10 protein-coding genes are annotated in these 14,339 nt (G+C 49.5%); 1 reads left to right on the top strand and 9 read right to left on the bottom strand.

Annotated elements, in window-relative coordinates; translation table 11 throughout:
- Positions 1 to 150 precede the first annotated feature (150 nt).
- On the top strand, positions 151 to 1,761 hold the full coding sequence (locus tag F4X88_13525; protein MYA57308.1) for an AAA family ATPase: 1,611 nt from the start codon (positions 151 to 153) through the stop codon (positions 1,759 to 1,761).
- A 7-nt stretch (positions 1,762 to 1,768) separates the two neighbouring features.
- Here F4X88_13525 and F4X88_13520 read toward each other — a convergent pair whose 3' ends face one another.
- The 9 genes from F4X88_13520 to F4X88_13480 form a co-directional block, all read right to left on the bottom strand.
- Entirely contained in the window at positions 1,769 to 3,925 is a 2,157-nt protein-coding gene (locus F4X88_13520; GenBank protein ID MYA57307.1) for a nitrate reductase, read from the bottom strand.
- A 199-nt stretch (positions 3,926 to 4,124) separates the two neighbouring features.
- Positions 4,125 to 5,468, bottom strand: coding sequence for an MFS transporter (locus F4X88_13515; GenBank protein MYA57306.1), 1,344 nt, complete (start codon positions 5,466 to 5,468; stop codon positions 4,125 to 4,127).
- 325 nt (positions 5,469 to 5,793) lie between these two features.
- On the bottom strand, positions 5,794 to 7,389 hold the full coding sequence (locus F4X88_13510; protein MYA57305.1) for a ferredoxin--nitrite reductase: 1,596 nt from the start codon (positions 7,387 to 7,389) through the stop codon (positions 5,794 to 5,796).
- 446 nt (positions 7,390 to 7,835) lie between these two features.
- Positions 7,836 to 8,486, bottom strand: a complete 651-nt coding sequence (locus tag F4X88_13505) for an ANTAR domain-containing protein (GenBank protein MYA57304.1) — start codon at positions 8,484 to 8,486, stop codon at positions 7,836 to 7,838.
- A gap of 382 nt (positions 8,487 to 8,868) precedes the next feature.
- Complete coding sequence (locus tag F4X88_13500; protein MYA57303.1) at positions 8,869 to 9,537, bottom strand: methyltransferase domain-containing protein; 669 nt, start codon at positions 9,535 to 9,537, stop codon at positions 8,869 to 8,871.
- A 200-nt stretch (positions 9,538 to 9,737) separates the two neighbouring features.
- On the bottom strand, positions 9,738 to 9,956 hold the full coding sequence (locus F4X88_13495) for a hypothetical protein (GenBank protein ID MYA57302.1): 219 nt from the start codon (positions 9,954 to 9,956) through the stop codon (positions 9,738 to 9,740).
- Positions 9,957 to 10,505: 549 nt separating this feature from the next.
- Complete coding sequence (locus tag F4X88_13490; protein ID MYA57301.1) at positions 10,506 to 11,096, bottom strand: Uma2 family endonuclease; 591 nt, start codon at positions 11,094 to 11,096, stop codon at positions 10,506 to 10,508.
- A 205-nt stretch (positions 11,097 to 11,301) separates the two neighbouring features.
- Entirely contained in the window at positions 11,302 to 12,336 is a 1,035-nt protein-coding gene (locus tag F4X88_13485; GenBank protein ID MYA57300.1) for a hydrogenase expression/formation protein, read from the bottom strand.
- Between the two features lie 11 nt (positions 12,337 to 12,347).
- The gene (locus F4X88_13480; protein MYA57299.1) at positions 12,348 to 14,291 is read right to left on the bottom strand and encodes a hypothetical protein; all 1,944 of its coding nucleotides are present in this window, start codon (positions 14,289 to 14,291) and stop codon (positions 12,348 to 12,350) included.
- Positions 14,292 to 14,339 lie beyond the last annotated feature (48 nt).

Raw genomic sequence — 14,339 nt, 5'->3', positions numbered from 1 at the left:
GAACGCAGTCGCAACGAAACCGAAGCCCACGCCTTTAGGCGTTGGGTGCTATCACAAATGCCGTATTATTTTGACGATGGTTGTGAAGGGATTCATCGTTTTTTTTTTTGATGAACCCGTATCCCGGTGAGATAATGAGGAGCAATAGACATGAGAAGGTTCGGTACACAGGGACCCGTGAACCCTGAACAGCACTATGTTGTCGCTCGGACTGAGGAACTCACCGAGTTCATCAAGCGCGTCAAAGAGGGACGTTATATTGTCATCTTCGCGCCGCGGCAGACAGGTAAAACGACTTTTTTCCAACGTGCCGTTGCAGCACTCGCTGCTGAAGACCTAACCTATTTCCCTATTCAACTGAATTTTGAAATATATGTAGACTGCAGCCGTTCCGAATTTTACGACTCTCTCACCAAACAGATTCACAAAGAAATTGAACGCGTTTTCCAAAGTCGCGGAGAGGAACTTGACGAAGCCCTAAAGCGTTTTCTTGACAATGCCCAGATGACCAACCATTTGTCAATGCTGGAGTTTTTTGAACAGGTTCAGCGTTTCTTGAAGGATGGAGAACATTGGCAGAAAGTCGTCCTCATTATAGACGAGTTTGATGGCATCCCCACATCTGCCCTGAAGGGTTTTCTGCACGCCTTTCGACATACTTACGTCACTCATACTACGCTTCAATGTCCCCACAGCCTTGGCATTGTGGGGGTCAAAAGTATCGCGCAACTTGACTATGATCGCTCTGTCTCCCCCTTCAATATCCATGACGATTTTGCTTTGCCCAATTTTACGCTGGCTCAGGTGCAAGAACTCCTTTGGCAATACACCGACGATACCGGGCAAGCCTTCGTCTCAGAAGTGATTGAGTCCGTTCACAGACAGACAGGGGGACAGCCTTTCCTTGTTAATCGGTTCGCACAGATACTTACCGAGGAGATGGACATCGCCAAAACTGAAACGCTGACAATGACCCACTTTGCAGAGGCACACAGTCAACTCTTAGATGAACGGAACACCAACATTGAACATCTCCTGACCAATATCCGCAAAGACCCGCGCTTTCAAACCATACTGATGCGAATCGTTTCTTATGAGAACAGCGTGCCATTTAACCCTGATAATGACATTATCAATGAACTCGCCACGTATGGGGTCATCACGAAAGGCACTGACAGAAAGTGTGAAATTACTAACCCGATTTATCTCTACCGAATCATACAAGCATTCAAGCCGATAGTCAACGGGTTGGAACGCGACTATTTCCCTGAAGATACCGATGGATTTCAGTATCTCACGTCCACTGGGGAGATTCAGATGGAACGGCTCTTAGACAACTTCCGTGACTTTATTGCTCGCGCTGGGTTTAGGATCCTACAAGTCCCCGAAACCCCTCAAGAATTCATCGGACAGCATCTCCTCTTTGCCTACCTTGATCAGTTCGTTAACAGCGTGAACGGGGCGATGTATATGGAAGTCCCAACCGGTCGCGGCAGGATGGACCTGCTCATTCTTCACAACGAAAAAAAATACATCGTTGAAACAAAGATTTGGAGAAGCGAAAGAGGTTATACCGAAGGGAAGCAACAACTCGCGGCGTATCTGTCAACGGAAGATGTAACAGAAGGCTACTACGTGGTGTTCGATCACCGCGAGGTGCCGAAACCGCACACTGAGACAGAGACGATAGATGGATTGACGATTCGGAGTTACGTGATACCTGTGGTGCAAGAACGTCCTTCACGGGAAAATTTTAGATAGGGACCCCTTAAATAGGGGGTCCCGCCTCCGAATTATCAGGTTCAATCCGCACGGCGCAGAATTTTAATTCCGGTTGCTTGGATACCGGATCAAACGCAGGGTTCGTTACATAATTTGAATTGGTTTCTGGGTGGAAGAGATCCCCCCAATGGAACGGCGTGAAAAGCAATCCGCGTCGAATTGTCTCTGTGACACGTGCCTTCGCATAACACCGTCCGCGTCGCCCGACGAGATACACCCATTCACCGTCCTGTACATCGTTCTCTATCGCATCATCTGGATGGATTTCCACAAAGGGGTCCGGGTCTTTGCGCACCAGCTGCGGCACCTTGCCCGTTCGAGTGCGGGTATGCCACTGGCTCTCAACCCGCCCTGTCGTTAAACCGAGGGGGAACTCCTCATCGGTGTTTTCATCGGGAGGTTGATAGACAGGCGTATGGAATTGTGCCTTCTCGGACTCGGTTAAAAACTTCCTACGCGTATACCGGCGGGGGGTCCCAGGGTGTCGCGGGTAAGGACAGGGCCAGCGAAGTGAAGTTTTCGCGAGTCGTTCATTCGTCATCCCCATCTGATCGCACGGTGTGCCTGCTGTCAAAAGCCGATATTCATCCCATACCTCTTCGGGGGTGTAGAAGTCGAAATTCCGCTTAAATCCCATCGCTTTTGCGACTTGCGTGAATATCCACCAATCCGGTTTTGCTTCACCGGGAGGCGTGAGGAACTGCTCACTTCGGACGACAAGCCGTTCACTGTTCGTCATGGTGCCTTGCTTTTCACCCCACTGCGCTGCGGGAAGTATCACATCGGCGTATTCCGATGTCTCTGTGGGGTAATAACAATCCTGAACGATAACCAAATCGGCACGGCGGAGTCCTGCTTGTGACACCTTTGTGTCGGGCATACTCACCGCCGGGTTCGTGCAAGCGATCCAAAGTGCGCGAACTTTACCCTCAGCCGCCGCCTCAAACATCGGGACCGCTGTTAGACCGGGATTCGGGTCGAGGCTGCCGGGTGGAACACGCCATGACCCTTCCAGATACGCACGATGCATCTCGTTCGTGACGACGCGGTAGCCGGGCAGCTGGTGTGATAGATAGCCGACCTCTCTACCCCCCATCGCGTTCGGTTGTCCTGTGAGTGAAAACGGACCGGCACCTCTAATACCGACTTCACCTAACTGGAGGTGTAGGTTGATGATAGCGACATTTTTGTCAACACCGCTTGTGCTTTGATTGGTGCCTTGGCAGTAGAAACTGAGCAAACGGCTCGGTTTAGAGAGGTATTCGACGATCTCATCAATACGTGCTGGGTGAATATCGCAGGCAGTGAGAAGTGCGTCTTCGTCTAAGCTATCCAAATGGTTTTCGTAAGCGCTGAAGTTTTCGGTGCTCCTTCGGACGAACCGTCGATTGACCCGTCCTATCGCGAGGAGGCGCTTGGCGATGAGTTGGAGGAAGGCGACATCGCTTCCGGGAGCGAGCGGCACATGGATGTCTGAAAATTCGGCTGTCTTGCTGCGTCTCGGATCTACAGTAATAATTCGGGTATTCGGTTCAACTGCCCGCCGTTTCCGAATCATCTGGAAGAGGACGGGATGGTTTACCGCCATATTCGCGCCGATAATCAGAAAAACATCGGCATGCTGAATATCGTCGTAACAGGTCGGGGGTCCATCGGAACCGAACGACTGCATGTAACCGACTACCGCCGAAGACATACAGAGCCGACTGTTCGTGTCTACGTTATTTGTCCGGAGGAAGCCTTTGAACAGTTTATTGAAAACGTAGGACGCCTCTGTGTCCAATTGTCCGGAGCCGTAGAGACCGATAGAATCTTTGCCGTGTTCCAATTGGATTTCGTGAAGTCGATTTGCTGTGAAGGCGATGGCTTCGTCCCACGAAACCCGATGTGGCGGTTCATTCCGGCGATCACGAATCATGGGATACGCGAGTCTGCCATCGTGGTGTTGAAAGACTTGTTTGAGGTGGGCACCTTTTGGACAGAGCATTCCGTGGTTCGGCGCGATGTCGTCGTCCGCTGAAATTCTCGTGATTTTGTTATCACGCACGGTTGCGCGGATGACGCAACCGACTCCGCAATACGGACACACCGCTTTTCCTGTTTTAATTTTTCCTTGCGGTTCGGTGAGGTGGGTTTGATACATGAAGTGCCTCTCCGTAGAGTTGCCTGCGCCGTTGTTGCAGGCTACAGTTTCGTTTTTCCAATTATTAAGTTTCTACCCTGCTTTCCATTTCATTACAGGCAGGTTTTCAGTGTATCCTGTATTCCTTTTTAGAGACGAGCATGAATTTTAACAAAAACCCGCTCGCAACGAAGTGGAGAGCGGCCCAGGGACCCATAAATTAAAAAGCTTCCGCTTTCAGGCGTTGTCTCTCAGCAAGTGCGGCATCAAATGCTTTCTTCTCCGCGTTTTGGACTGCGGGTGAGAATCTCACCAACGCTGTCGCAACGGAGGCGACTGCGACCGTTATGCCGAGATATAACAAACCTTGCTGCATCGTGATGCTCTCAGAACGGAACAGGAAACCCGCGGCGACTGCGCCAGCGTTTCCACCCGCACCCACAATACCGGCAACCGCTCCTAACGCCTTTCGATTGATGAAGGGAACGATTCCGTATGTTGCCCCCTCGGACATCTGCACAAAGAGACTGAAAACAATCATCGCTCCGACAGCGAGCACAAGGACTGCCATCTGCGAGAACACCATCAGCATGATCCCTTCGCCTAACAGGACAACGAAGAGGAACATGACGCGTCCGCGAAGTCCCATCTTTTTCGCAAAGAAATCGGAAAAAGCACCACCGACTGTCCGCGCAAAGATGTTCATCAGACCGAACAACCCCGCGATGAGTCCAGCAGTTTTGACATCTAACTGGAACTGGTCGTGATAATAGAGGGCAGCGACGTTGTTGATGGTGAGTTCTATCCCGAAACAGGCAGCGTAAATGACAAAGAGTGCCCAGACGCGATAGTCTTTAATCGCCAGCATGAAAGACTCCATGCCCTTGCCTTTTGCGGGTTCGAGGTCACCTCGGTCACGGAGCTCTTTATAGTTTCCATCGGGTGCGTCTTGGGTAAGAAAGTAATACGCGAAACCCGTGATAAACAGAGCGATCCCAGGAATAATCATTGCCAACCGCCATCCGAGGAATTTGTCCACACCGACACTGAGCACGGCGGTAAAGATGAGAGGCATCACCATCTGCGTAACACCGCCGCCGAGGTTCCCCCAGCCTGCCGTTGTCGCATTCGCTGTCCCGACACAGTTCGGGGCGAACATCGTTGATGTATGATACTGTGTGATGACGAACGCAGCACCGATGGCACCGATCGCCAAGCGGAATAGCAGAAACGTTTCGTAGCTCTGAGCGAGACCGATACCCATGACCGGCAGTGAGCCGAGGATCAACAGCCACGTGTATGCCTTTCGAGAGCCGATCCGGTCGCACAGCGGTCCGATTAAGATTCGCACGATAACTGTGATTGCAACGGAGGCGATAATCGTGTTCCCAATTTCTGCTTTTGTTAGCATCAGGTCTTCACGCACAATCGCCATTAGCGGTGCAATGCCAAACCACCCAAAAAAGGCGAGAAAGAATGCAAACCATGTTGTATGGAACGTGCGCATCTGAACGGTTTTTAAACTGAAAAGTTTTATCTGTGTTGCTTTGTTTTTTATGTCCATTTTTTAAATTTTCCTTTTTTAAATTTTCCTTGCGGTTCGGTCAGGTGGATTGGAGGTTTCTATCTCCTTTCCGTATATCCGCCTGCATGTTTTTGCGAATCAACGCTGGATGTCGTCTGGGAATAGACGACATCCGTTCCTTGTATTACATTTGCGCGTGTGGCATTCAGCAGGGGGCTTTGCTTGGGTATTTCTGTGTATTTCTGCGTATTGTTGCAGGCTACAATTTTGGTTTGAGAAAAGAAATATCAAAATTCACAAATATAGTCGAAACTTGTCAAAAACCTGCGCGTAATGTAATGGAGCGCAGCCCAGGGGCCCATAATTAAAAAGATCTACGTGAAAGGTAAGGAATGAGTCCCTCAAGCACTTGCGGTAGTTCATCGCAAGGCACGTTTTCTAATAACTTCGGCGCGATTTTCGGATTCGCCCCGGCATCTCCTTTAAGAAATACGTCCACTGCATCCGTGACGACCCCGTCAATTTTGGTTTTCTTACCGAGGAGTCCGATGTCTGCAGCGGCGTGGTTGCCGCATCCGTTTGGACATCCTGACCAATGTATCGTAAGCGGTTTCGTATTGCCGAGTTTCGCCTCCAGATGCCGGATCGCTTCCATGGCGCGTTCTTTGGTTTCAATCAGCGAGAAGTGGCAGTAGTCAATGCCTGTGCAACTTACCATGCCGCGCATGACTTCCGAAGGATCATAGCGGAGTTCTTGTAGGAGCGGTTCTGCGGTGAGGTCTCCGATTTTTGCATCTGGCACGTTGGTGATAATTAAATTCTGTCCTTGTGTGAGACGGATGTTGCCGTTGCCGTATTTATCTGCGATCCGTGCGACCTCAAAAAGGGGCGTTGTTGTAATCCGTCCGACTGGGACAACAAGCCCGACGTAGTTGAGCCCCGGCTGTTTCTGTGAGAAGATACCGGTGTGATCCGTCTTTTTCTTACCGCGTGCGTCTTTCCCCGCAGTCAGGAGCGGCTGCTTTCTGTGCCGACGTCTTTCTAATTCTTCTCGGAATTTTCCTGCCCCCCAATCTGCAATCAGAAAAGCAAGGCGGGATTTATTGCGAGCTATCCGAGGTCCGTGCTCTCGAAAAATTAACGTAATATCCGCACACAAAACTGAGGCTTCTTTCGGCGTAATAAACACGTCAAGGGGTTGCGCTGGCGTGTAGCCACCGGAGCCCATCTTTCCACCGACTGCGACATTAAAGCCGTTTGTTTTTTCACCGTCAATCTCTTTGACCGCGGGTGTGAGGGCGATATCCTGTGAGGCGGTATGCGTGCAGTTATCCAAGCAGCCTGTGATACCGACGTTAAACTTCCGCGGAATATCGGTGAATTCCTTATTCCCGACAAAGAGTTTTGTGAATTCCCTGCCGACCTGCGATGCATCAAAGAGTTCGTTCGGTGTCAATCCCGCAACGGGACATCCGATGACACCGCGAATATTATCGAAACCCGTTTGGAGTGAACCTAAACCGACCTCTTCAAGCCGATTCCAGATATGTTGGACATTCTTGATCGTGAAACCTCGAAGTTGGATCTGCTGGCGCGTCGTGAGATCGACAAACCCGGGTCCGTGTGCTTCACTGATTTCAGCAATAGCGCGAAGTTGATCGGAATTGCTGAAACCACTTGACATACGGAGACGCATCATGAATTCGCCGGGGGTTTGCTTTCGGAAAAAGACACCTACCCACTTAAGCCGATCCCGTTCGTTCGGGGGAATAGATTCCCAACCCTCCCGAATGTAGTTGGGAATGTCATTAATGACCTCAAGTCCGTTTTTGTCTCGCTTCAGGGTTTCCGCAGCGTTTATCTTGGACCTTGCTTTTTTGGAAACCCTCTCGCTTTTCAAACTCGGTGCTGAACGCACCCCTCGACTTCTCGAAATCGTTTTCTTTTTCAATTGGTTCACTTTTGAATCTCCTTCAAAACCGATCTTTTAATTTTACCTTGTGGAGGAATAACATGGACTTGACTTTGAAGTGCTTTTTCTTCTATCCGTCCTCCACTTCGTTACGGACTACACTTCAAAAAAGGAAATAATCAATATCAGCAGCCTGCAACAACGGCGCAGGCGGGTATACGGAAAACCACGTGAAGTTGCTAATTCCCCTTACCGAACCGCCAGGTATAATTAAAAATTAAAAAAGGCATCCATCAGCCGTAGGGGCGAGGTCACCTCGTCCGTAAAACTGAATGGACACCTGTGTCCAGACCTAAATTGTGCCGTCGCGGCGCAATTTGTCTTTATTTTATATGCCACCTTCGGTTAGGTTTATCGTTATCATCACAGTAGTGCGGAACACATCGGTCGTATGCTGATGTGAATACTTTGTTCACCTTTGAACAGGCACTACTCTACAATTTGTTCGTCAATACATCCGCGACAGATAGCACGTCTTGTGAAATTTCTGCGAGCCGTTTTCTACGATTCATCGCCATCTTCCGCAAAATTTGATACGCTTGTGATTCGTTGCAGCCACGTTGCTGTGCGACCACTTCCTTTGCACGTTCAATGATTTTACGTTCGGCAAGGTTTATTTTCGTTTTTTCAAGTTCTTCTTGCAATGCCCGATACTCATAGAACCGGGCGACAGCTGCCTCAATAATGGTTTTTACTCGGGCACCCGTAAGTTTCCCGACAGCATACGCGGAAACACCCGCACGCGTTGCCGCTTGAATTGTTTCCGATCGTTCATCACGTGAAAACATGACTGTCGGACACGGATAACTTTCATGGAGGGATGCAACCCAACCGAGAACCGTTTGCCCTGGGAAGTCAACGCCGATCAATATGATGTCTGGTTTTATCCGTGTAACCTGCCCAGTCAAACCTTCCTGTAGACGCACAGGGACAGCGACTTTGTAAAGGCTCGCTTCCAGTATCTGGATTAACGCGTGTGCGCGCTCTGGATTGTTATCAATGATTAAGATTCGTCCCTTTGTAGAGGACGGATTACCCGTCCCGTACGCAGGTGGGGTCCCCGGCGTTGAGGTAGCTGCTTCCATCCTCGACCCTTTCCCAATTTTTTAAATTTACCTTGCGGATAAACGACAGGGTTTGTGCTTTGACGTTTTTCGTGCTCGAGTCGCTTTCCACTTCGTTTCAAGCTTGGGGTTCGCGATCTGCTATGCTGAGACAACGAGGAATATTAACCTCAATACACCATTAGCAAAAACCTTGCCAAAAGATCGGATTCCTGATTTCTTTAGGGTTCATAAGGCTCCTTCAAAACGGAAACTGCACAGAAAGTCCATGGGACGCGAATTTTTGCCTATTTTTTTAGCAGAGGACTCGCCTTTTTTCCTGTTTTTTGGGCAATATGGAAAAAGAAGATTGGAAGGCTGGAAGAAGGGAAGATTGGAAGAGATATTACAAGGACAACGCCATTCATGCGCTCGCGCGTCGGACAGTATAGATAGAAACTTGAGAGGTTTGTCCGTCTAATGTGACAGGGTAGGAGGTTTTTTGATAGACAAAGCCGTTGTCGGTGAGCCGTTTGAAAAAACCGGACGCGTTGCTACGATTCGGTTCAGAAAAGAGGGCGACCCCGTTGTGGGCGAGATACGCTTGGAGTAGCGTCACGATCGGTATCCAATGCGGTTCTTCATAAATGACATCGGCGGCGAGAATGAACAGAAATTTGCGATTGAAACAGGGGGTGTTCCAATCCATTTGGACGAAATCGGCACGTTGGCTCACACCGTTCTGCTCGGCGTTGTGGCATGCGAAGCGGAGTGCCTCTTGTTCCGCATCCGTGAAAATCACGCGCCCCCCCATCTGGCAGGCGACAATTCCTGCCAACCCGAATCCGCATCCGATTTCTAAGATATGTGCATCTTTTAGGCGAGTGCCGATTTTTTCTATATGGCGGGCGAGACCGATCGAAGACTCCCAGAGATAGGTCCAATAGGGGAGGTAGAGCTTGCCTTGGGCGTCCTCTCGACTGAGTTGTTCGAGAAACCAATCGGGGTCCTTTACGATTGTGAGTTGGACCCGACCGGTTTTTAACTTAATGATGCTGCTTGTCAGCGGATAGTCTCGCAATTCGGTGTTCATTGCTTGTATAATACCCTAAAATTAGGTGGTATTCAAGGGACGCGTCATGGTGTTAGAAAACATCACGAAGGGACATATCCATTTGGCCCGTGGTTGGCGTGGATCCTTGCTGAAGAGTCGGTAAGCTTCTCTTGCTTGCTGTCGAATGTCACGCGATAATCTCGAGAGCATCTGACGGAAGCGTTTCGTCGTTTTTGAATTCATAGTCGGTCTGGATCTAATTCCTGTGTTTGACCACTACGATGTTCGCTGAGTGCTTCAGAAGCCAGTTTAGATAATACCTTTTGAGAACTGGCGAATAATTGATCCCATTTTTTTTCAGACCGGAGTTCAGCAAGTACCCAATCTGCCAGGGCATCTTGTTCCTTCGGTGAGAGTTTTGATGCTTCTGTAAAAGCTTGTTCAAGTCGCGTTGTCATTGAAATACCTCCATACAAAGAGTGATTTGTTAAGTTCTATTAAATATAACTATAGTTTGGACAGTTTCTATCGGTTTTGTGTCGTGTTTTCAAAGGTGTTCTGTTTTTCTATGAGTTTTGGATGTCGGAAACCTTGCTCCAGCGGAGCAATATGTCTATAGGAACCAATCATAGCGATCCCGCACTCCAGCGGAGTGCTATGTCTAAAAATTGTCCAAACTATTGTGTAAATAGTCCTGGGTTATCGAGACTTCCGTAAAAACATAGAGTAAAAAACAACAGCCACGAATCCGAGCAGATGGGTGATATCAGCAATAGAGTTTGGATCATGTATCATCAATGTAAGTGCACCGGTACCAAACATCAGTAGTGTTGTCCCTCCTGTCCATATCCTTATGTCCTCTCGAGATTCCTGGGATTCGCCTGTTTTCAGATTTATCAAGTGGGTATTTCATAATTACACCCTTCCCACTATGTTGTCAAAATTGCAAATGTGAAACTTTGTAAGTATCCGTTTGTGCTGTTTAGCATCGCAGGGTTGTTCCAACATTAATCAGGAAATATGATGCGTTCATAGATTTCCTGCAAAGGCAATTCGCATTGGATGGAGGCGAGTGGTAGGCTTTCCTCAATATCTTGGAATTCGGTGAAGATCCACTGTTTTTTTTGGCGGCGGTAATGCTCCACACAAACCTCATCTTGCGCGACGAGGAGATATTCCTGCAACGATGAGAGGTGTCGGTAGTGCGCGAATTTTTCACCGCGGTCATACGCTTTGGTTGAGGGTGAAAGCACTTCTACCAAAAGGATAGGGTTAAGGAGTGTATCGAAAACATCATCTTCAAAGCGGGGTTCTTCACAAACGACAACGACATCTGGATAGAAATAGGATGTTGTCGTAGGCGTGCTCACGCGCATATCGTTCGCGTAGGTCTCACATCTGCTGCCTCTCAAACGGGTATGGAGGGCAGTAGATACATTGATAGTAATGAGATTATGCTCGCGGCTCGCCCCGGACATCGCGATCAACTCACCGTTTAAGTACTCATGCCTGATTATTTCCGAATCTGGAAGGAATTTGCGTTCAAAAGCGATGTATTCTTCAGGGGTGAGGTATGTTTGTGCTGCGGGGGTTGCCATGCTTTATTTCCTCCGGTAATCGGTAATAGACTGATAGTTTGCATTATAGCGTAATTCCGAGGGGATGTCAAGGGGGACAGGAGCATTTTCAGAACTATGCAGTTTTCGATTTTTTGCCGATTCTTGGGAAACCTTGCCGACTCGGAGGTCAATCCTACAGCGAAAAGCCTACTACCTGTAATGTGCGTGGATAGGGATGTGGTGTTTAAGGGGTATTGCTACTAAAAAGTTTGGCGATTTCGTCCGTCTCAAAAATAGGGAGTCGTTGTTGTGTGCCGGTGGCATCTTCCAACCACAATCCGTGCTCAGGTGGCGAAAACTTTCCGATAATGTCCGCGTTGATACCGGCCATACGGAGGGCTTGACAAATTGTTTCGCCTTTTTCAGGTTCCGAGGCGATTAACATGGCACCAGATGAAATGACACCGAGTGGGTTGAGTCCAAACAACTCACACAGTGTCCGTGTTATGTTTCCGTATAGGATGGAGGAGCCGAGCAGTTTATCCGAATAGACGGTCACCCCTAACCCAGCCGCAGTTGCCAATTCATAAACGGCAGTCGTGACACCCCCCTCTGTGACATCGTGCATGGCGTGCACGCCGCCTGTAGCGATTGCAATTTGGGCATCTTTTAGCACTGAAATTCCGGGATCCGTGAGATAGTTCTTCGCCTGCTCCAGGAATTGGGCATCGTATCTTTCACGCAACTGCTCTTCACGCTCGCGTGCGATGATTGCCATCGCTTCAATACCGAGGCCTTTTGTGAGAATCAGGACATCCCCTGCGCGGGCATCCGCCGAAGTGAACAGGGTATTTTTGTCGGTAACCCCCATCATCTGCCCGATGACAACGGGTTGTGTTACGGCTGGTGTGACTTCGGTATGTCCACCGCAGAGCGAGATGTCAAACGCCGCACATGCCCGCGTGATTTGCGACATGATGTCGCGAACCGTTGTCGGTGTCGTTGTATCTTCGGGTAACAACAGGGTTACCAGCAACCATTTCGGCACCGCACCCATCGCAGCGATGTCATTGCTATTGACGCATACCACGTACCATCCAATATCTTCAGTCGCAAAGGTAATCGGATCGCTGGTGGCAACGAGATAGGTGTCCCCTAACGCCATCACTGCAGCATCTTCACCGAGTTGTGGACCGACGACCACGCTTGTATCTCTATCGGGCGTGGGCAGCAGTTCTTTTAAAAAATCGGGTTTCAGTTTCCCGAGGGGTAGGTTCATGTCTTTCGCTCTCAAATAAAAATTTTATAGGTCCGCAAACCGAATGAGGGTCCGATAATTGCCCAGATGCTACCGATGACGTAATCGCCTAAGATGAGTCCTAAAAAGAGCGGTGCGACTTTGCGGTGCAACCGTAAACCCCCGTGCCGTAAAATCATCAACTTCAGGAACCACGCCACGAAGAAGGCGAACCAGAAGTAATCCATTGCGAAACTAATCGCAAGGGCATAGCCCGCGGGGTGGAAGGGCCACCACAAGAAATGCATCCGCATATACATCATCACGAACGTCAGGAGCGCGCCGATGCCCATGAAACCGATGCCGATTACATTCGGTTCTGTCGGATTATGTAACCAGCGTTGCAGTCTACTGAACGATTCTCTACCGACCCATCCTTTGAAACCGCCTGCTTTTGCAACCGCACCGTTACGGAAGGTGATGTCAAGGTTTGCCCAGAAGGTCACCAGAATACCGACGACAATCGCGATTAGCATCGCCATCCACAAACGTCGGTTACCCATTCCCGTTGATTCTGCAAGTTTAAACGCCTCAATCTGATTCGGCATCGGGTGATTGCGGTAGCCGCGATTGAACCAGTAGAAAAGGGACATGATGGTGAGGCTGCTTGTGTCAAACTGCCGAGTGCCGCCGACTGTCGCCAGCATGTCGTGTGGATTGACGTAGTAAATTTCATGAGGGGTCCCGAGTTCTGCGCGCACACGGGTAATCGCAAAGGAGAGCAGAAAATAGATACCAAAGAAGATGCCTGCCACCCATAAAGACATTCCGGCTATAGAGGAAAAGATACCGAGAGCGATGAGCGAGCCGAGTATGCCGAGGAAAGCGGCGCGGTAAGGCATCGGTTCGTCGGAATCATCGAGGCGCGAGTTAAACCCAAACACCTTTTTCATGACCTCAGTCAAGTGACGCCGCGTGACCCAGACAGCGAGTAGGAAAAGCGAGATCCAGGCACCATACGCCTGCTCATTGAGCGCAGGGAAATAGCGGGTGCCGAGTGCGGCACCGATAACAAATTCCGCTAAGCGAACAACAAAGAAAAACCAGCACGAAAACGAGAGATCCAGTGGTAGAAAAAACGCCAATCCTACTGCGAAGGGGTAAACGGAGATTCGAGTGCCGCGAATAACGTTCCATGGACGGTCGGTGAAGATGTCTCGGAAGACGGCTGTCCGTTTGATATAAGGGATCTCTGGGAACTGTGGAAAGAGATAGTGAATCCCGTTAATCACGCCGATGACGACGGCGATGCTGAATCCAATCCACATCATCCGATTTTTGAGGAGGCTGATGCCCCCATCTTCCGAAAGCCCGAGCGGGAGTTGGATAATCGGATACGCCAACTTTTCCTGCTCTGCCCACCGCTTCCGAACGAGTGTGTTGATGCAGAGCATCATGAACATCATAATCAGGAAAAAGAGTCCCCAGAAGAGCAACGGTTTGGTCCAAACGGTAAAGTTGTGGTTTGTATAGAAGGTGGCTTCTCCTTCGTAAAACCCTTGCAAACTTTGCGCGTCGGAAACGGTGAGCCACGCGGGTAGATACCGAAAAAAGAGCGTCTGCCACTCGTTTTCTTCAGTCGCAAATCGAAACGGATGCGCGATGCTGCCGAACATATTTTGCATCGTGTCGTGCCCCGCAAACGTGCAGGAAATCGCGACCATAATGTAGATAGCAAGCAGTTCTCCTTGCTGCAGCATCTGACGCGGTGCGATGCGTTTCAACACAAGGTTGGCGACAACACAGACGAACATGATGAAAACGGGTTGGATAAATAGCGGGAGGCACGAACCGTCGAGGGAGTAATACTTCACCTCCACAAGCGTCATCCAATAGACATTGACTGGGATGAGGAGGACGCCTAAGAGAAGCGAGCGCCCTGTAATGCGTGTTTTGATTTTTCCTTGCGGTTCGGTGAGATGGGTTAGGGGTTTCAAATGTCTCTCCGGGTATCCGCTCTCCAAATGTAAAGCAGAGACAAATCA

The sequence above is a fragment of the Candidatus Poribacteria bacterium genome (assembly GCA_009839745.1).
GTDB lineage: Bacteria > Poribacteria > WGA-4E > WGA-4E > WGA-3G > WGA-3G.
This window is presented reverse-complemented; position numbering and strand designations above follow the sequence as displayed.